The organism is Flavobacterium sp. HJJ (assembly GCF_015351475.1).
GTDB lineage: Bacteria > Bacteroidota > Bacteroidia > Flavobacteriales > Flavobacteriaceae > Flavobacterium > Flavobacterium marginilacus.
On the sequence record NZ_JADKPR010000002.1, the window covers coordinates 278499 to 299059 of the forward strand.

Here is a 20561-nt window from a genome sequence, read left to right on the forward strand (position 1 = left end):
TTTCTTGAAATAGCATGTTTTTGAATTGTTTTAGACTTTTTTCACCTGCTATTGGATACTATTTTACAGTAACGTTTTTAAAAAGGCAGTCTCAAACAGAATGTAGTTATTCACTTTCGCTATTTGGCGAATAAGCCTTATATTTGCACACTTAAAAAAAAATAATCATAAGATGTCATTATCCAATATTCTTACCCCATCGATAGAAAAAGCAATTCAGACTTTGTTTGACGTAACCATTGATAAAATTGAGTTTCAAGCTACCCGCAAAGAATTTGAAGGCGATATAACGATGGTGATTTTTCCATTATTGAAAGTGGTAAAAAGTAATCCTGTAGAATTAGGAAACAAAATTGGAAACTATTTAGTAGAAAATGTTTCAGAAGTAGCTCGTTTTAACGTGGTTTCAGGATTTTTAAATATTGTGATTGCAGACAGTTATTATCTGAATTTCTTTAATGGAATCAGAAGTTCTGATAAATTCGGTTTTGTAATGCCTTCGGCAGATGATAAGGCAGTGATGGTGGAATATTCTTCGCCAAACACTAATAAACCGCTGCATTTAGGACACGTTCGTAATAATTTGTTAGGATATTCAGTTGCCGAAATTATCAAAGCTTCGGGCAAGAAAGTTTATAAAACTCAAATCATCAACGATAGAGGAATTCATATCTGCAAATCAATGCTGGCTTGGCAGAAATTTGGTAACGAAGAAACTCCCGAATCGACAGGTTTGAAAGGCGATAAACTGGTTGGAAATTATTATGTGGCTTTTGATAAAGCATACAAAGAAGAAATAAACCAATTAATTTCACAAGGAAAAACTGAAGACGAGGCCAAAAAACAAGCGCCAATCATTCTTGAAGCACAACAGATGCTTTTGGATTGGGAAGCTGGAAAACCAGAAGTTATCGAACTTTGGAAAAAGATGAACCAATGGGTTTATGACGGTTTTGGAACAACTTACAAAAACTTAGGAGTTGATTTTGACAGCTATTATTATGAAAGCAACACCTATTTATTGGGGAAAGATGTCGTTCAAGTAGGATTAGACAAAGGGATTTTTGAAAAAGACCCAGACGGTTCGGTTTGGATTGATTTGACTGATGAAGGTTTGGATCGTAAAATTGTGTTGCGTTCTGATGGAACCGCGGTTTATATGACGCAGGATATTGGAACTGCGATTCAGCGTGTAAAAGATATGCCGGATGTTGGCGGAATGGTTTACACTGTAGGAAACGAGCAGGATTATCACTTTAAAGTATTGTTTTTGATTCTTAAAAAATTAGGTTTTGACTGGGCTTCCAATCTTTTCCATTTATCATATGGAATGGTGGATCTGCCTTCCGGAAAAATGAAATCGAGAGAAGGAACCGTTGTAGATGCCGATGATTTAATGAATGAAATGACCAGCACTGCCCAAAAAATTTCTGAAGATTTAGGGAAATTAGACGGTTATTCTGATGAGGAAAAAGCAAAACTATTCAATACAATAGGTCTTGGAGCACTTAAATATTATATTTTGAAAGTGGATCCAAAGAAAAGAATCCTTTTTAATCCAGAAGAATCGGTTGATTTTGCTGGAAATACAGGACCTTTCATTCAGTATACTTATGCCAGAATTCAATCCATTTTAAGAAAAGCCGATTTTGATTTGAATGCAGTATCAGGCGTTGCAGAGGTACACGAAAAGGAAAAAGAACTGATAAAACAGCTTGAGTTGTTTCCAGAAGTGATTCAGAACGCGGCCAATAATCACAGCCCGGCTTTGATTGCCAATTATACTTATGACTTAGTACGTGAGTACAATTCTTTTTACCAGGCTGTTTCTATACTTGGGGAAACTGATTTAGCTAAAAAAACATTCAGAGTACAGCTGTCCAAAAAAGTAGCAGATGTTATTGCTGATTCTTTTAGTTTACTTGGCATAAATGTTCCGGAGAGAATGTAAATTATCACGGCATTTGCATTTAAAAAAAGATAAACACGAATTTCACCAATTAACACTAATTCTTATCAAAATTGAAATCAAATTTTATAACTTTTACAGTTTCGAATATTTTGTGTAATTAAACAGCAATCTTAATTCGTGCAAATTAGTGTAATTCGTGTCAGAAACTTTTAAAAGCGAATGCCGTGGTAAATTATAAAATTCCTGATTATTTAGTATTCAGGAATTTAAAACTGCTGCTTTCGGCTTTTATTAAATCTCCGTCAAAGTAAATATCAATAATGCCAGCCTTTCTGGGGGAAACTTCCGATTGGCTGAAATGGGTGTGTAAAACGTAATGCATTTTGTTGTTTTTGTCCCAAAACACATCACCGTGGCCAATTCCGTTTTGATTAGTATTTTTTCTGCTGATAATTGGGCTGTCTTTTGATTTTTCCCAAGGGCCCAGCGGACTTTTGCTGGTTGCATAACCTACCGCATAATCTGGGTTTCTGAAATCATTGGCAGAATACAGCATATAGTACAAACCATTGTGTTTTATAACAGTTGGACCTTCTGTAACGGGCCAGCTGGCATTTTGTGTGTTTTCCCAAGGCAAAGTACCCGAAATACATTCGGTGAGTGTTTCTGGTTTTATACTTTGAAGATCATCATTAATTTCGGCAACAAAAATTCGGTTTCCATTTGTTAAGCGGACATGGTACAGGTATTTTTTTCCATCTTCATCAATAAAAATGAAAGGGTCAATCTGATTTCCGGTTTTGATGATCGGTTCTTTAGAGTCATTTTTAAAAGGGCCTAAAGGATTGTCACTGCTTGCAACCGCAATATTTTCATTGGCAGTATAAATCATATAGAATTTGTTTTTATACTGAAGAATCTGTGGAGCCCAGAAACCTTTGTCTCCAAAAGCTTCTCCTTTTTTCAAAGCAAGACCATTTTGGGCTCCTGCTGGACCTTTCCAATCGTTTAAATCAGATGAAGTGTAAACTTGAAATCCTTCTCCGTTTGGGAAGTTTCCGCTTGTAGTTCCGTATAAATAATACAATCCGTTATTGTAAAAAATCGTCGGATCGGCCAGAAAAATGGTAGTAGTTGGTTTGGTTTCTACTGGTTTGTCAGAATTCTTTTCTTGTGAGCAGGCTGCGAAAATTGACAGCAGACTTATTATAGATAGCGTTTTTTTCATGTTTTATTGGTTTGGGTTTTAGCTTGTCATTCCTATGGAAGAGTAATGACTGACTTTTGTTTTTACTTCACAGAAAATTGATAATAGGAAACGGTATGATATTTTTGCCCCGGTTTTAAAACAATAGGAGCAAATTTTGGCTGATTTGGTGCGTCAGGGAAATGCTGTGTTTCAAGAGCAAATGCTGTTCTGAAATCATCTTTTGAGCCCGATTTGAAAGTGTTTTTTGACTGCATGAAGTTGCCACTGTAAAATTGCAGTCCAGGTTCTTCTGTATAAATATCCAGAGTGATTCCTGATTGATCACCAGAAATTGTTGCCGCGTGATTCAGCCCGTTTTTCTTTGTTCCGTTTAAAACATAATTATGATCGTATCCTTTCCCAAATAACAACTGCTCGTCTTTTGTCTCAATTCGTTCTCCAATAGTGTGTTTTGAAGTAAAATCAAATGGAGTATTTTTTACCGGTTTTAATTCACCGCTTGGAATCAGGCCTTCGTCAACCGGTGTAAATTCATTGGCATAAATCTGTAATTCGTGGTTTAAAATAGTTCCGCTTCCTTCTCCGTTCAAATTAAAAAAGGCGTGATTGGTCAAATTAACAATTGTGGTTTTGTCGGTTGCCGCTTCGTATTCCATTTTAACTGAATTATCATCTGTAAGCGTGTAGGTTACTTTTACAGATAAATTCCCGGGAAAACCCTGCTCTCCATCAGGTGAAACATAAGTGAAAACCAATGTTTTTTCATCTGTTTTTACTGCATCCCAGACAACATCCTGAAAACCTTTTACACCGCCGTGCAGCGCATTTTCTCCATTGTTTAGCGGAACCTGATATTGTTTTCCTTCCAATGTGAATCTGCCTTTTGCAATTCTGTTTCCGACTCTTCCGATAGTAGCTCCAAAATAAGGCTCTGTTGAGTTTTTGAAACCTTTTGCGCTGTTCATTCCAACAACCACATCGGTTTGTTTTCCATTTTTATCGGCAACCCAAAGTCCAATTAATCTTCCGCCATAATTAGTAAAGGCGGCTTTGATACCCTTATTTTCAATCCAGTATAAATTGACTTTATTACCATCGATTATAGTGTCAAAATTTTTGGTTTCTAAAACTGGTTTTACTGAGTCAACTTTGATTGCGGTATTCTCTTTTTTATTGTCTTTACAGTTAAACTGAAAAAGTGCCAGCAAAACGACAGCTGCGATTTGAATATTTTTCATTTTTTTATCATTGTGAGGAATGAAGTAATCTCATTCTCTGGTTTAAAAATTTTTCTAATTATTTAGATGGAATTGCCAATTTTGTTTCTTCGCTTACTGGTTCTCCCAAAACCGGAAATCCATTAGAATCCCAGTTAATTTTCTGCATTCTGGGCGATCTTTTGTTACCACATCCTTCTCCAGGGTTTGAATTGGCGTGGTACAAAATCCAGTCTTCTTTCCCATCAGGAGATTTAAAAAATGAATTATGTCCCGGAGCATACACTTTATTTTTATCTGATTGTTTAAAAATAGGTTCTGCCGATTTTTTCCAGGCCGAAGCATCTAATAAATTATCTCCTCCGTTAAAACTCAGTAATCCCAAAGAATAAAAATCTGTCCAGCATCCACTGGCCGAAAATACGATGAAAATTTTATCATTTTTTGACAAAAACTGAGGCCCTTCATTCACATTTACCTGCGGAGGATTCACATCATCATGCAGTGCGCCATGCGTTTCCCAATCGTTTAAAGGTGAAGAAATTTTTACACGGTCACCGTCAATTTCAAGCGGATTCTTCATTTTGGCGATATAAATATTCTGCTGTCCGTTTGTATCGCCTTCCCAGCCAGCCCAGATTATATACAGCTGGTTTTTATGTTCAAATATGTTTCCGTCAATGGCCCATTTGTCAGTTTTGGCAGCGATTTTTCCTTTAAATTCAAATTTTCCTTTAAATGGATCAGACGATTTATTTTCCAAAACATACATTCTGTGCTTGTTGTTGTCTCCGTTGTCAGCAGCAAAATAACAGTACCATTTTCCATTGATAATATGAAATTCCGGTGCCCAGATTTCTGCCGAATAATCAGTGTTTTTTGGCGGTGTCCAAATTACTTTGCTTTCGGCATTTTTTATATCGGATAAATCTTTTGTTTTCCATAGAACCAAACGGTTTCCAAGTGTATTGGTGTAATAATAATATCCTTTATAATAGGTGCTGTAAGGATCTGCGCCTGATGGCAGAATTGGATTTGTGAATGTTTTCTGCTGGGAATATCCAACAGATATAATTGCTAAAAGAAGGAAGATTGCTGTTTTTTTCATCTCAGTTGTATTTTATTTATTCGACTGATTCAGGGTATTTATGACTTCGGTATTTATTTTGTTTACGGCTTTGAAATCCATTTTATCCACTTTTCTGTCGTAGGTCATAAAACCGTTTACTTCGCCTTCAACATCTGTGGTTTGGGTGTAAACCGCGGCTGAAAATCCGGTTTTTACATAGTTTTTCAGAATTTTGGCATACTTGATATATTCAGCAGTTACTTCGGCTTCGTTTTTAAATTTAATGTAGCCCCAGTTGTCGTTTGCTCTCCATAAATGTCCTTCAAGCGGCAGACCGATTCCTCCGTATTCTCCTAAAACAGTAACTCTTCGGGCATCGTATAAATACATTTCCGGGCCAGGATAATTATGCAGATCCAAAATGTCTCCAGTTTGAAAATGATTTCCTCCACTTGATGAATTTGTCAATCGGCTAGGGTCGTGATTTTTTGTCCACTCAGTAATTTCAACGGTTTTGAATTGTCCCCAGGCTTCGTTAAACGGAACCCAAACAACAATACTAGGGTAGGAGTACAAGTGATCCATAATTTCACGCCATTCTTTTCTGTAGATTTCCTCCGATTTTGCCGAACGCTGTAATTCTGTTCCTTCGAAATATTTTCTGTTTTGCCAAATGGGCTGATCGTCACCGCTCGGCATATCCTGCCAGACCAAAATTCCCAGCTGATCGCAGTAGGTATACCAGCGTTCCGGTTCAACTTTTACGTGTTTGCGAATCATATTAAAACCTAATTCTTTGGTTTTAACAATGTCGTATTTTAAAGCTTCGTCTGTGGGTGCAGTGTACAGTCCGTCAGGCCACCAGCCTTGATCTAATGGGCCAAACTGGAAATAATCTTTGTTGTTCAGCTGCATTCTCATAATGCCGTTTTCATCTCTTTTGGATGAAATTTTTCGCATTGCAAAATAACTTTTCACCTCATCAACGACTTTGTTTTTACTAATTAAACGAATTTTAGTCTGATACAAAAACGGATTTTCCGGAGACCATAATTTTGGAGAATTTATGACAATATCATTGTTCTCGCCAACAACCGCTTTTTCTTTGGCAATTTCTTTTCCGTTGTCTAAAACAGAAATTTCAACTAAATCTCCAGCTTCTGCTCTGTTTACATCTGCTTTAATGCTGATGGTGTTTTGATCTATATTCGGCGTTGTTCTTAATGCTGAAATATTTTTGGCATTTACAGGTTCTATCCAAACCGTCTGCCAGATTCCCGTTACTGGTGTGTACCAGATTCCTTCTGGATTTTTGACCTGTTTTCCTCTTGGCTGAGGTCCGTCATTTGAAGGATCCCAGACTTTTACAACCAGTTTTTGACTGCTTCCTTTTTTGATAAAAGGTGTAATATCAAATGAAAACGGAGTGTATCCGCCTGTATGCGAACCTACTTTTATGTCATTAATAAAAACTTCTGTTTTCCAATCAACAGCACCAAAATGCAAAAGGATATTTTTACCGTTCCAGTCAGATTCAATCGAAAAAGCAGTTTCGTACCAAAGCTCATTTTTAGCTCCCACCTCTTTCATTACGCCAGATAAGCTTGATTCCGCAGCAAACGGAACCAAAATCTGCCCGTCATATTTTGAAGGCACTTTTTTTCCAAATTCCTGAATGGCATAATTCCATAAACCATTCAGATTCTTCCATTGGCTGCGCTCCATAATCGGGCGGGGATATTCAGGCAACGGTTTTTTTTGGTCAACCTGCTCGGCCCATTTTGTCTTGATTTTATCTCCCTGCGGTTTCCATTGCGCATTTGCTGTAAATAGGGAGAACAAGGCTAAAAAAAGGATGCTTTTTCTTTTCATGCTGTATATTTTTTGGGCAGTCATTTAATGTGATGCCGTTATGTTTTTTTTTAAATCAAAATGAATTACCAGACTTATATTCGCATAAGCCTGGTAATTGCTAATCAAACTCAACTAACCAATTTTTATGTTTTTTTAATTCAATTTTAGTGTCAGCCACGTATTAGGTTTATCACCGATACTGCCCGAAATGCTTTCTATATAATTTGCTGCGCCTTTTTCCCGAAGTTCTGCGCTATAGCCTATTCTTGTTTGTTTTGAAGGGATTCCTCCTAATAATTCCCACGGTATTTTAGTTTCTATCTGATAACCACTGGCTGTTTTAACTGTCGTTGCTGTAATACCTTGTACATTTTCTAATTTCTTCCATTTACTGTTTTCTCCTTCAGAGATTGAGAAAGCTGTGGTCTGTCCGAATTCTAATTTAAATATTGATTTTCCAGGAGCTGTTAAGCTTCTGTTTTTAGGATCCAGATATAAATTAAAACCATCACTGTCTGTCAATGAATTTGAATTTATGATTTGGCTGTCTTTTGCTTTTGCAAAAACATATAAAAATGATGCATCGTAAGTAAAATTAGCTTCTAATTGTGCTGCGCCTTTTTGTCCTATAAAAACAGGACTTTCTTTTTTCCAAACCGCTTCATTACTTTGTCCGTCTATTGCTGCCGTTTCGTTCTCTGCTCCAATTTCAGGCAGAACATGTCCTTTTATCATCCAAACCTGCGAATTACTGCCAAATTGATTGGTGGTAGTTAAGGCTATAACCGTGTCATCATCAAGAACAGCAATACTGTTCCATAAGGCTGATTTTCCGTCGGATACTAGAAAAGGAGTTGACTTTCTGTTAAAATTCCTGGCATCGTTAGTGCCTATGACAACTTTCATATCAGCGTTGTCAATACTGTTTGTCAATCTATTATCGGTTCCCTGATAAGACATTAAAACTTCACCAGTGCTTAATTGAGCTAAATAAGGAGCTCCGCCGTAAATAGCATTATTCAGTTCTTCTTTTAAGGCATAATTACGGTTTGGACTGTTTCCGGTAATAGTTTGCTGCCAGTTATCGGAAATTGTATTTCGAATGATGTAAGGCTTAAACTGATTGTTAACACCATTATCTTCTATCGAAAAAACTATTTCTGTTTGATTTTTCAGCAGAATAGGAGAGGGCATTCCGTCCCTGCTTCCTGCTCGGAAACTTGCAATAGCAGGGGTTACCGACCATGTTAAACCATTATCCGAAGATCGTAATAATGAAATATTTTGTTCGTTAGAACTTCTGTATACATTTTCATTCGAAAAAAACAATTGAATTTCGCCACTTGGAATTTGAATAGCCGAAGGTTCCCAGCAGCCGTTTTCAAATTTGGAATCGGCTTCATAAATAACCTGATTTCCGTTCCATGTTAATCCGCCGTCAGTGCTTTTAATGGTATTTATCGAAAATTTTTCTCCCGAATTATTTGCACCAATCGGTCTTGGATTAAAGCATATTAAAATTGAATTATCTTTCAATTGTAAAATATCAGGCGTTGTCATATTTACGGTTGCTGTTCCTGAAACGGCTTTAATGGGCGAACTCCAGGTTTTGCCTAAATCATCACTGATTTTTACCAAAATTGCTCCTCCAGATTCATAGGTACATATTAATTTCTTGCTGTTTAATTGTATCAATCTGGCATAACCATTGTAATCTGAACTGTTTTTATCTGAAATTTGCGTCAGAGAACTATAATCCCAAGCTATTCTAACACCTTCTACCGCAGGACTTGACGCAATTTGTTCTACCGTCGGTTCTTCCTTGACTGTATCATTTGATGCATCACTGCACGACAGCATTGGAATCAATAATAACGCTAGTAATAGATTGTTTTTGTTTGTCATCTTATTTTTTTGAATTTAAGTTTTTGGTCAAGCCAAATTTTTTCACCAAAGCGTCATATTCATTTCGTGAAATTGTAATCATACAGCCGTGGCGCACTTTTTCAGGGAGACTGTATTTGTCCCAATTGGAGAAAAAGGTGTAACCTGAAGCTTGAAACCAAGGTCCGTTTAGGTTATCTGCAATTGATAATCCGTATGAAACACCAGGATATTGTTCGTAATACATGTACCAAATTTTATCATCAGGAGAAGGAATCAGCATTGGGGCCTCTCTAAAGTTTGGACTGATTGATTGCTGGGGCAAAGAATAAGGTCCTAATAATGATTTTGATTTGGCAATTCTAATCGTTTTTCCGGTTGTCCAGTATAAGGTTGGGTACTTTTCATCTTTGATTACTGCGTAGTAGGAATCGCCGATTTTACGAATGAATACATCGATGGTTCCCATATCCCAATCGAATAGACGGTTTGGAGTTCCTTCGAAGGTTTTTAAATCTTTGGATAAAACATATAAAGTTCGTTGGCTCGCCCAATAGCGTTCCCCATCTTCCTTAGTTCCTTCAAGATGTGGAGTGTGCCACGTCATGATGAATTTTTCAGAATCTTTGTCGTAATACAGTTTTGGGGCGCCAATTCTTTGTAAAGCATTTGAATAACCAGGCGTACTTTTTAAATCAGGAGTGTAATCGGAATGTTTTTTCCAGGTAATCAAATCGTCCGAAACCCAAATGTTTATGCTTTTGGCATCATCACCTGTGTTTCCTGCGATATAGTATTTTCCATCGGGTCCTTTGCAGATGTCGGGATGACCTTTGTATTCTTCAAAAACACGTTTTCCATCATTCAGGTTTTCCCAATGCAAACCGTCAAGACTCACAGAATAATATAATCTGCCGTAATCATTGTGTGTCATGTGTGCAAAAAGATAGGCCTCGTTTTTAGGTTTTTCGTTTCCTTTCACCTGCCCGGGAGGATCCGGCTGTTGTGCATTTGCAGAAAATCCTATCAGAATTACTGCTAAAAAAAAGAGTTGTTTTATTGTGTTTTTTTTCATGTTGCTAAAAGTTTTGGAAGTTTTCTCGCCACGAATTCCACTAATTGTTTTTTGCCACAGATTACACGGATTAAAATGATTTAATCTTTTTTTAATCTTTTAATCTGTGGCAAAATAATTTTCTAATTATCAAATTGACACATTATCTAATTCTTCTTATTTGCTTCCGAAGTCATTTTTTTGATCAAATCGGTTTCGGCTTGAATGTATGGTGTTCCGTCAGTATGCAGTACTTCGTGAAACCAAAGTTTTGGTTCAGCAGTATATGTTTTTGTCCAGCTGTCCCAAGCGTATTTTGTCTGAGTTTTTCCGTCAACAAATCCCCAGTTAATCATACCGACATTGTATTTTCTGGCAATTGGAAGGAATCCTTCGAAAGTGCTTCCGTTTGGTCTCGCCATATATTCTGAACACAATAATGGTTTTCCGTAACGCTGTAATTGTTTGATCACTTTTTCGAAATCCTGCGGTGTGTTGTAGTTATGGAATGAAACAATATCCGATTGTTCGATCTGCATTTTGTGCATTGGTGCCATTTTTGTTTCGTCGCTCCAGTCACCAACCCAAACACCTGAAGTCAGAGGCTGAGACGGATTGCTTTCTCTTGCCCACGCAAAAACATCTTTTAAAAGAGGAAGGATCAAATCGGCTTTGTTTTTAATTTCAACTTTTTCATAAGATGGTCCCGTCATATTATCCGGTTCGTTCCAAACGTCCCAGCCTAAAATACGTTTGTCGTCTTTAAATTTTGCAACCGTTTCTTTTACATATTTCTCTAATCGAGGATATTGTGTTTTGTCCTGAAGCGCTTTTTGTCCCGGACTCTGAACCCAGCCTGAGTTGTGTGTGTGTGGTTTTGGATCACGCTGTTTCCCTAAAGCAGGAAACGGATCCCAGCAGGAATCAAATAAAACAAAAAGCGTTTTGATATGGTGTTTATCTGCAATTTCTAAAAAAGTGTTCATGCGTTTGTAAAGACCTTCTGCATCTTGCTGGTGTAATAAATCGTGTAGATAGACACGCATTACATTCATGCCAAGGCCTTCTGCCCAGCCTAATTCCTGATCAATTCTTTTTGGATCAAAAGTGGCTGACTGCCACATCTCTAACTGATTTATAGCTGTGCTAGGAGAATAATTTGAGCCTACTAACCAAGGCTGTTCTGCATACCATTTATTAGCTTGATCCTTGGTCCAGATTTCTCTTTTTTCGATAGATGCTGTTTCATTTTTATTTTCTTCAGAATTATTTTTTTTGTTGCAGCTAAGCAATGCCAGTCCTGCTAACATAAATGTCAGATACAATTTTACTTTCTTCATTGTCATTTTTGTTATTTTGAACAATTGTTCTTTATGATAAGGGAATCAGATAAGTGGCATCTGATTCCCTTAAAAAAATAATTTTAATATTCAGGGTGTTGTTTTAAGTTTGGGTTGTTTTCTACCTCAACTTGTGGAATTGGCAATCTTTGATTTTTACCAACTACGAAGTTTTTGAAATCAGGGTCACGAAGTGCAATTTTGTCAACAGAAGCTTGAGTATTCAAATCTCCCCAGCGTTTTAAATCTTCCCAGCGAACACTTTCTCCGGCTAATTCTAAAACTCTTTCTATTTTCAAGCGCTCTAAAAATTTATCATGATCGTTTCCGATTTCAGGATGAGCAGATGCCAGTGTATTCATGTTTACACGTGCTCTAACCATATCTACATATTGATATGCTTGTGCTGTATTTCCAGTTTCATTTAAAACTTCGGCATAACGCAATAAGATATCAGCATAACGGATTAGTCTGTAGTTTACCTGACTGTAATAATCTTCATTGTTTCTGTAATAATCTCGGGCACCTTTTCTGAACCAGGCTTCGTTGTTGTTCCATTCCCAGTTTTTACCGTAAGTTTTATCTCCAAAATCAGCTTCTAACTCTGGATAAAACAAAGTATATCTCAATCTGACATCCAGGTTTCCAGTTTTGTTTTTCTCTTGTTTGAAGGCATTTACTAACCAAAAACGAGCCTGACCATCTGACCATCCAATACTTCTTGGTGCAAAAAATTGAGCACGGTTGCTTGAAACGGCAGCACTTTGACTTTCGTCAGTTCCGCCTTTTCTTTGATCTCCAAACTGAATTTCAAAAACAGATTCGCTGTTGTTTTCATTTGCATCTGTAAAGTTGTCTCTGTAGTTTGAAACCAAACTGTACTTTGCACCAGCTCCGGAAATTAAATATTCCAAAGCCGATTTTGCTTCAGGCCATTTGTGTTGCTGCATGTATAATTTTGCTAAAAATGCTTTTGCTGCACCTTTATCAGGTCTTCCTGTTTGATCTGAAGCCCAATCTGCAGGCAAATCAGCGAAAGCCTCATTTAAATCTTTTTCAACCTGAGCCCATACTTCGGTCACATTTTTTTGTTCCGGAAGGTCATTTGGCTGTGAAGGAGTCAAAACGATTGGAATATTTTCCCAAAGAATAGAAGCATAGTAGTAGTGCAGGGCTCTTAAAAACTTGGCTTCGGCTAAAATTCTCTTTTTGTTTTCTTCATTTTGAAAAGGAATGTTTGGAACATTTGCTAAAACCTGATTACATCTGAAAATAGCTTTATAAGTATCTCTCCAAGTAACCACGTTTCCTTCCCAGAAATTGTAATTGATGTAATTAAATCTGGTCCAGTCTGCAAGTTCAATCCACGGGCTGTTGCTGTAACCTTCATCAGAGGTTAAATCCAGACGGAAGTAAATCCATCTTGCCCATAATCCATCTTTATAAAACATGGCATAAATGGAGTTTACTCCTGCCTGTGCATCACTTTCGGTTTTCCAATATTGTTCTGTTGTCAGAGCATTTGGATTGTCAAGATCTAATTCTTTTTCACATGAAGCGGTGAAGAAAAGACCCGTAAAAACTGCTATTATTAATACTATTTTTTTCATTACGCGATTTTTTAAAAATTAGAAGCTAAATTCAACACCAAATGAATACGTCTGTAAATTTGGGAAAGCCCCATTGTCAACACCTCTTTCAAAAATGTTACCGTTACTGAACTCAGGATCTAATCCTTTGTATTTAGTAATTGTAATTATATTTTGTGCAGATAATGTCAATCTAGCTCTTGTAATTCCAGATTTTGCCAAAACACTGCTTGGAAGATTATATCCAAACCCAATATATTTTAGACGGATAAAATCACCGTTTTCTAAAAATCTGTCGCTGTCTCCTCTTGAGTTCAAAGTTGTTCCTTTTACAATTCTTGGGAAATCAGTATTTGGATTTTCAGGAGTCCAAGGCTGGATTCCTCTTCTGTAGTTACTGTCATCATCAAAACGGTCTACAACACTTCTGAATCCGTTATAAACAGTTGCACCGTGAGAAGCAATCCAGTTCATAGAGAAATCAAATCCTTTGTATTCTGCTCCTGCATTGAATCCCATTTCAAATTTCGGCCAAGGACTTCCAACGATGTCTTTGTCTTCGTTTGTAATTTCTCCGTCACCATTTACATCTTTAAAACGGATATCTCCCGGCTGTGCATTTGGCATAATTACTTTTCCTCCAGCATTTTTGTAACTGTCAATTTCCTGTTGATTCTGGAACAAGCCATCTGTTTGTAAAACATACCACATACCTACTGGATTTCCGGCACGGGTGATAGTATTTCCCTGAATGCTTTCGTTTTGTCCGTTTCCTAATGAAACCAGTTTGTTGTTTACTTTTGTAAAGTTGACTGATGCATTGAATGAAAAATCATTGATTTTTTTGCTATATGCCAATTCTAATTCGAAACCTTTATTTTCAACAGTTGCAGCATTTGAAATTGGATTTCCGCCATCATTACCTGTTGTGAATAAAATTGGGAAACCAAATAATACATCTTCTGTACGGGCAATAAAGTAATCTCCTGTAAAACGTAAATCGTTCTTGAAGACACCTAAATCAACACCCACATTGGTTTGTTTTAATTTTTCCCAGCGCAATTGCGAATTTGCCAGTCTTACCTGAGCAGCAGATGGATACAATGTTTGTCCGTCTCCCAGAACGATAGCTCCATTAGTATTGATGAAACCTTGATATTCGTAGTTTCCAATATTTCCAGAACCTAATTCTCCATAACTTACTCTGGCTTTTAAATCGCTGATAAGTTCTGATTTAAAGAAAGGTTCGTTGCTGACTCTCCATCCTGCGGATACGGAAGGAAAATTACCCCATTTGTTTTCATTGCTGAATTTTGAAGAACCATCACGTCTGAAAACAGCGTTGAACAAATAACGGTTGTCATAATTGTATTCTAATCTCCCTAGGTAAGAAGTCAAAGCAGCTTCATTTCTAAATCCGCCGACTTCCGGTGAATTTCCTAAATCCAAAACATCAAAATACTCGCCTGTACTTGGGTTTACCAAAAGATTCCTCTTTGTTCCATTAATCTGATTGTAATTATCTTTTTGGAATGTTTGCCCAACTAAAGCCGTAATACTGTGTTTTCCGAAATCCTTTTTGAAGTTTAAAGTATTTTCATAAAGCAATGTTTCAGATCTTCCTTTGTTTTGGTTGATGAAAGACTGCTCATAAGGCTGATTTAATGTCCAGTTTCCTAATTTTCTCATGAAATTATAGCTGTCAAAGCTGGTTTCATATCCAAAATTGAAACGGTATTTCAGCCATGATGCCAATTTTAATTCAGACCAGATATTTCCTCTGATTCTGAAATTTTCGTTTGTCGCATTAGCAAAATCAGCAAGAGCCAGCGGGTTTGTACCAAATGTATTGGCAACACCTTGTTTACCGTAACCATATCCTCCAGGATTGCTTGCATCGTGAACTGGAATTGTAGGTAGTAATCTGTACACATCAATAATTGGAGCTCCAGACATTTCATCTGTTTTTGCGTTGCTGATGGCTAAGTTTTCTCCAATGCTGAAAATTCCTTTTGTTCCGCTTGAATTTACCCTGAATGAGATTCTGTCGAAATCAGTTCCTTTAACTGTTCCTTCATTCCCGAAGTAATTTCCTGACATGAAAAATGATGAGTTCTCATTTCCTCCAGAAAAACTTGCATTATAATCCTGAATCATACCCGTTTTGAAAACTTCGTTCTGCCAGTCTGTGTTTACTGCCATATTTAAGTTTTGTCTTGGTATTCCGGCATTATCATAAGCCATGTTGTTGTATTTTGCAAATTCTTCAGTTCCCATTAAATCATAACGAGGCATTGTAGTAAAACTGGTTTTTGCTGAAACTTCAATCTTAAGCGGTCCTTTTTTACCTTTTTTAGTAGTAATGATAATTACCCCGTTTGCAGCTCTGGAACCATAAATAGCAGCTGCCGACGCATCTTTCAAAACCTGAATGCTTTCTATATCATTAGGATTAAAATCTCTGTTTGCTGTAGTTACTAAACCATCAATTACATACAGTGGATTGGAACTCTGAAGATTTTTCAGACCGCGAATTTCAATATTAGCTTCCTGACCCGGACGTCCGCCGCCACGAACCTTAACGCCGGGAACCGTACCTTGAAGTCCCTCTGCAACTGTTGTAATTTGGCGTTTTTGAATTTCTGTAGTTTTTACCAGTGAAACAGCTCCAGTAAGGTCTTTTTTGTGCTGTGAACCGTATCCGACAATTACTATTTCATCGAGTTTTGTAGTAGCTTCACCTAAAGTTACATTAATAGTAGTTTGGTTATTAATACTGATTTCTGTTGTTTTAAATCCCTGTGAGCTAAAAACTAAAGTCTGGTTTGAGCCTGCTGTGATTTTATAACTTCCGTCAAAATCAGTTACTGTGCCGTTTTTTGTGTCTTTGATTTTTACATTGGCAAATGGAATCGATTCTCCGTTTGCAGCGGTAACTTTACCCGTAATGGCAGTTTGCTGCTGGGCATACGTTTGCTGTAATAATAAACTAAAGAAAAACAAGAGGTAATATCTCTGCTTTAAAATTTGAGTGAACTTTGTTTTCATTGATTTTTCATTTTAGATAGTTTTCAATTTTTGGTTGGTTTTACAATAAATAATTAAAATTTTAATCATCTCTGATTCGGGCAGAAAAATAATTGACTCTGCTCGTAAAGAATAATGTGTTCATTTTGGTTTAAAATTATATTTGATGTTTTTTTTCAAATTAAATTTTACAGATAGTATATTTTTTAAGCCTAAAAATTATCGATATCATTTATTTGAAAATTCAAAGTAGGTGATTTTAATTCAAAATAAAATGCTTCATTTGTGTCAATATTTATCTCAAATGGTTCAAATTGTATAAAAAAGACCAGAAAAATAAGGGCTTGCAACATTTGGTAGAATATTGACACGATTTGATTAGATCTATTTTTATTATAAAAAAATATAACGATGCGTAAATTCTTTCTTTTTACATTTTTATTCTTTTTTTCGATAAATTTTATCGAGGGTCAGGAATATTATTTTAAACATTTTCAGGTTGAAGAAGGACTTTCTAATAACACTGTTTTAGCTTCAGCACAAGACGAAGACGGTTTTATGTGGTTTGGCACAAAAGACGGTCTGAACCGATTTGACGGATACCGTTTTAAGACTTATAGAAGCCAGTCTGACCCGATTCACAGTCTGGGAAGCAATTATATTCAGTCAATTCACGCTTATAAAGGAGTGATTTGGGTAGGAACAGATAAAGGTTTGTACCAATACAATAAGAAGACCGATAAGTTTATGGTTTTGAACGAAGCTATAAATGACAGGATAAATGATATCAATCACGATAAAAAAGGGAATATCTGGTTTGTATCCGGCAGTATTCTTTATAAATATTCGACTTTGAGCAAGGAGACCAAAACCTTTAATCCAAATAAATATTTTGTGACGACCTCTATTTCAAGAGATGAAAATGGTGAAATATGGGCTTCATCATTAAATAAATTATATCATTACTCTGAAGAAAGCCTTTCATTTGAAAATGTTGCTATAAATCCGCCGGCTAATAAAGCCAGTTTTAGGATTACATCTATTTATGCTTTTAATAAAAATACAATTTTAATTGGAACGCAGGATCATGGCGTATTGGTATATGATTTAAAAAGCAAAACCACATCGTCACTGCAATTTGCCGGAAAAGATCCGGTTTTTGTTCGTCAGTTTAAAAAACGTGGCAACGATGAGGTTTGGATTGCAAGTGAATCGGGTGTTTATGTTTATGATTTTAAAACTAAAAGAAACATCAATCTTAGAAAAAATTATAACGATCCTTATGCTATTTCAGATAATGCTTCCTATTCGATCACGATCGATAAAGAAAACGGAGTCTGGATTGGAACCTACTTTGGCGGTATCAACTATCATCAAAAACAATATACCCAATTTAAAAAGTATTTCCCTCAGAAAGGTCAAAACTCGATAAGCGGGAGCGCAGTCAGAGAAATTCACAAAGACGATCAGGGCGATCTCTGGATTGGTACCGAGGATTCGGGCTTGAACCGTTTTAACCCGAGGACGCAGACTTTTACTTCCTATTTACCGAACGGGAGCAAAAGTGGCATTTCGTATTATAACATTCACGCTTTAATGCCCAGAAAAGATAAGATTTGGGTGGGGACTTTTGAGCATGGTCTCGATATTCTGGACCGAAAATCGGGAAATGTAATCAAACATTATAGTGCCAATGATCCTTCGACCGGTTTGCGAAGCAATTTTATTTTTTCATTTAGCGAATTGCAGAACAAAGATCTCATTGTAATTACTACGATGGGGCTTTACCGTTACAATGAACAAAAGGATTATTTTGATATTTTGAAGACATTTCCGGAAACGGTTCATTATACTACTTTCAAGGTTGACAGTGAAGGGAATTACTGGGCAGGAAGTTACAGGGATGGGTTGTTTTTTTATAATCCAAAAACGAGAAAAAAAGAAGTATTTATCTCTGATTATAAAAATCCAAATAGCATCAGCAATAATTCTATCAACTATATTTTTGAAGACAGTTCGAAAAATTTATGGATTGCGACTGAAAATGAATTGAATTTATTTGATAAGAAAACCCGAAGCTTTAAAAAGTTTACAACCAAAAATGGCCTTCCGAGTAATGTTGTTTATTCGATTTTGGAAGAGGCCAATAAAAATCTGTGGCTGACCACTTCTAAAGGGCTGGTGCAATTCAGTCCGGATCATAAAAGCATCAAAATTTATACTACTGCAAATGGCTTGTTAAGCGATCAGTTTAATTATGCATCAGCTTTTAAGGATTTAAACGGCGATATGTATTTTGGGAATCTAAACGGAATGATCAGTTTTAATCCAAAGAATTTCACTAAAAATAAATATACGCCTTCTATTTTCATTACCAATCTTCAAATTAATAATAAAGATGTCGATCCAAATGAAAATGATTCTCCTATAAAAGAGTCGGTTTCGCATATTGATGAATTAGAACTTGATAATAATCAGTCGTCATTTAATATTGAATTTGCGTCGCTCAATTATACTGCGCCCGAACTTACAGAATATTGGTATCAGCTTGAAAACGTAAACAAAGACTGGGTTTATCTTGAGCGAAACAATAAAGTCTTTTTTACGGAACTGGCTCCGGGTAATTATGTTTTTAAAGTAAAATCATTAAACAGTTTTGGGGTTTGGAGCAAAGAGATAAAATTAAAAATCAGGATTCTGCCTCCATTTTGGGCGAGTTCGTATGCTTATTTTTTCTATCTTTTATTGATTTTAGGATCGTTTTACTATATCATCCGTTATTCGCAAAACCTGACTCAGATCAAAAATAACCGCAAGATCAAGCATTTGAATGACGAAAAAGAAAAAGAAATTTATCAGGCTAAAATTGATTTTTTTACCAATGTTGCGCACGAGATCAGAACGCCTTTAACACTTATAAAAGGACCGTTGGAAAAACTTTTGGCAATGGATTATCAGTCTGCCGAAGTTCCTCAGAACCTTTCTATAATGAAGAAAAATACTTCCAGATTACTAAAACTGGTGAATGAATTATTGGATTTCAGAAAATCTGAAATTGGGGGATTGAAACTTACTTTCGTAGAAGCCAATATTTCTTCACTAGTTAGAAATCTGCATTTAAGGTTTACGCCGCTTATTGAAGAAAGAGGAATTGACTTTGAACTGGCATTAGGCGAGAGAGACATTTTTGCTTTTGTTGATAAAGAAGCTTTCAAAAAAATCCTTAGTAATTTAATAAACAATGCTATAAAATATTCTAAAGATAAGGTTTCAATAACGCTTTTCAGAGATGAAAAAAAACTGACTCTGATCGTTAAAAATGATGGAAATCTGATTCCGTTTCAGCTCAAAGACAAAATCTTTGAACCCTTTTTCAGAGTTGATAATACTGATAATTCGTCTGGAACAGGAATCGGTCTTTCGCTGGCACATTCGCTGGCACAACTGCATAATGGAAATCTGCAGTTGCTTGCCAATGTTAAATGGAATGTTTTTGAGCTTACTGTTCCATTGCATCAGGAAGAAGAATTTATGCTTTACACTGATTCAGAAAAGGAACCGAGCCAGTCTGAGTCTGAAATAGCCGAGTCCGAGACAAAACTCGAAAAACCTCAAATTTTAGTGGTTGAAGACAATCTGGATCTTTTAAATTTTATTACTGCCGAAATGGTTTCAAATTATACTGTTTTGAAAGCTGAGAATGGTGAAGACGCATTGAAAATCATTCATAACGAAAATATTCAGCTCGTTATAAGCGATGTTTCAATGCCTGTTATGGACGGAATTACAATGTGCAAAGAGATTAAGACAAATTTAGAAACCAGTCATATTCCAGTTATTCTGCTAACGGCCAAAAACTCGCTTAAATCACAGATAGACGGCTTGGAAGTTGGTGCCGACGCTTATATAGCCAAACCTTTTTCGACGGATTATTTAAAAGTTCAGGTTAATAATCTGATTGAAAACAGAAGGCAGATTATGAATTATTACGCAAGTTCGCCTCTTTCGCACATCAAGAGCATTGCGCATAATAAGACTGACGAAAAATTCCTGAAAAAACTCGATGAAGAAATCCTTAAAAACATAGTCGATCCTGATTTAAGTGTAGAATCTCTGGCAGAAATAATGAACATGAGCCGTTCAACTCTGTATAGAAAAATTAAAGACATTTCAAATCTGAGTCCGAACGAGCTGATTAATATTGTACGTTTAAAAAGAGCCGCAGAACTGCTTTTGAACGGAAATTACAAAATGTATGAAATTGCCGAAATGGTAGGCTATAGATCACAGACGAGTTTCGGCAGAAATTTTCAAAAACATTTTTCGATGTCGCCATCTGATTATATCGCGATGAATAAATAAGGAGTAAAAATTTTGCATTATAAAAAAACCGTCCAGTTTTATT

Annotated in this window: 11 protein-coding genes; 2 read left to right on the forward strand and 9 right to left on the reverse strand. The window is 36.3% G+C overall.

Features of this window, described 5'->3' with window-relative positions; genetic code table 11:
• Positions 1-172: 172 nt before the first annotated feature.
• Positions 173-1951: an arginine--tRNA ligase gene (gene argS / locus IRZ80_RS03030; RefSeq protein WP_194640077.1), complete on the forward strand. Its 1779-nt coding sequence runs from the start codon at positions 173-175 to the stop codon at positions 1949-1951.
• Positions 1952-2159: 208 nt separating this feature from the next.
• On the opposite strand, the gene IRZ80_RS03035 is transcribed toward argS, so the two are convergent.
• The 9 genes from IRZ80_RS03035 to IRZ80_RS03075 form a co-directional block, all read right to left on the reverse strand.
• Complete coding sequence (locus tag IRZ80_RS03035) at positions 2160-3140, reverse strand: glycoside hydrolase family 43 protein (RefSeq protein WP_194640078.1); 981 nt, start codon at positions 3138-3140, stop codon at positions 2160-2162.
• Between the two features lie 62 nt (positions 3141-3202).
• A complete protein-coding gene (locus IRZ80_RS03040; protein ID WP_194640079.1) occupies positions 3203-4360 on the reverse strand; it encodes an aldose epimerase family protein in 1158 nt (385 codons plus the stop codon).
• Positions 4361-4418: 58 nt separating this feature from the next.
• The gene (locus IRZ80_RS03045; protein ID WP_194640080.1) at positions 4419-5447 is read right to left on the reverse strand and encodes a family 43 glycosylhydrolase; all 1029 of its coding nucleotides are present in this window, start codon (positions 5445-5447) and stop codon (positions 4419-4421) included.
• A 12-nt stretch (positions 5448-5459) separates the two neighbouring features.
• The gene (locus IRZ80_RS03050; RefSeq protein WP_194640081.1) at positions 5460-7280 is read right to left on the reverse strand and encodes a glycoside hydrolase family 2 protein; all 1821 of its coding nucleotides are present in this window, start codon (positions 7278-7280) and stop codon (positions 5460-5462) included.
• A gap of 135 nt (positions 7281-7415) precedes the next feature.
• Positions 7416-9167, reverse strand: coding sequence for a sugar-binding protein (locus tag IRZ80_RS03055; protein WP_194640082.1), 1752 nt, complete (start codon positions 9165-9167; stop codon positions 7416-7418).
• Between the two features lies 1 nt (position 9168).
• Positions 9169-10221: a glycoside hydrolase family 43 protein gene (locus tag IRZ80_RS03060; protein ID WP_194640083.1), complete on the reverse strand. Its 1053-nt coding sequence runs from the start codon at positions 10219-10221 to the stop codon at positions 9169-9171.
• A gap of 146 nt (positions 10222-10367) precedes the next feature.
• Positions 10368-11540: a cellulase family glycosylhydrolase gene (locus tag IRZ80_RS03065; RefSeq protein WP_194640084.1), complete on the reverse strand. Its 1173-nt coding sequence runs from the start codon at positions 11538-11540 to the stop codon at positions 10368-10370.
• Positions 11541-11623: 83 nt separating this feature from the next.
• Positions 11624-13150, reverse strand: a complete 1527-nt coding sequence (locus IRZ80_RS03070; RefSeq protein WP_194640085.1) for a RagB/SusD family nutrient uptake outer membrane protein — start codon at positions 13148-13150, stop codon at positions 11624-11626.
• A gap of 18 nt (positions 13151-13168) precedes the next feature.
• A complete protein-coding gene (locus IRZ80_RS03075) occupies positions 13169-16177 on the reverse strand; it encodes a SusC/RagA family TonB-linked outer membrane protein (protein ID WP_194640086.1) in 3009 nt (1002 codons plus the stop codon).
• Between the two features lie 390 nt (positions 16178-16567).
• Between IRZ80_RS03075 and IRZ80_RS03080 the strand changes: the two genes are divergently transcribed.
• Positions 16568-20518, forward strand: a complete 3951-nt coding sequence (locus IRZ80_RS03080; RefSeq protein WP_194640087.1) for a hybrid sensor histidine kinase/response regulator transcription factor — start codon at positions 16568-16570, stop codon at positions 20516-20518.
• Positions 20519-20561 lie beyond the last annotated feature (43 nt).

Bases quoted from the DNA above. Each gene is read 5' to 3' on its own strand.
- argS (WP_194640077.1), top strand. From the start codon at position 173: ATGTCATTATCCAATATTCTTACCCCATCGATAGAAAAAGCAATTCAG.
- IRZ80_RS03035 (WP_194640078.1), bottom strand. From the start codon at position 3,140: ATGAAAAAAACGCTATCTATAATAAGTCTGCTGTCAATTTTCGCAGCC.
- IRZ80_RS03040 (WP_194640079.1), bottom strand. From the start codon at position 4,360: ATGAAAAATATTCAAATCGCAGCTGTCGTTTTGCTGGCACTTTTTCAG.
- IRZ80_RS03045 (WP_194640080.1), bottom strand. From the start codon at position 5,447: ATGAAAAAAACAGCAATCTTCCTTCTTTTAGCAATTATATCTGTTGGA.
- IRZ80_RS03050 (WP_194640081.1), bottom strand. From the start codon at position 7,280: ATGAAAAGAAAAAGCATCCTTTTTTTAGCCTTGTTCTCCCTATTTACA.
- IRZ80_RS03055 (WP_194640082.1), bottom strand. From the start codon at position 9,167: ATGACAAACAAAAACAATCTATTACTAGCGTTATTATTGATTCCAATG.
- IRZ80_RS03060 (WP_194640083.1), bottom strand. From the start codon at position 10,221: ATGAAAAAAAACACAATAAAACAACTCTTTTTTTTAGCAGTAATTCTG.
- IRZ80_RS03065 (WP_194640084.1), bottom strand. From the start codon at position 11,540: ATGAAGAAAGTAAAATTGTATCTGACATTTATGTTAGCAGGACTGGCA.
- IRZ80_RS03070 (WP_194640085.1), bottom strand. From the start codon at position 13,150: ATGAAAAAAATAGTATTAATAATAGCAGTTTTTACGGGTCTTTTCTTC.
- IRZ80_RS03075 (WP_194640086.1), bottom strand. From the start codon at position 16,177: ATGAAAACAAAGTTCACTCAAATTTTAAAGCAGAGATATTACCTCTTG.
- IRZ80_RS03080 (WP_194640087.1), top strand. From the start codon at position 16,568: ATGCGTAAATTCTTTCTTTTTACATTTTTATTCTTTTTTTCGATAAAT.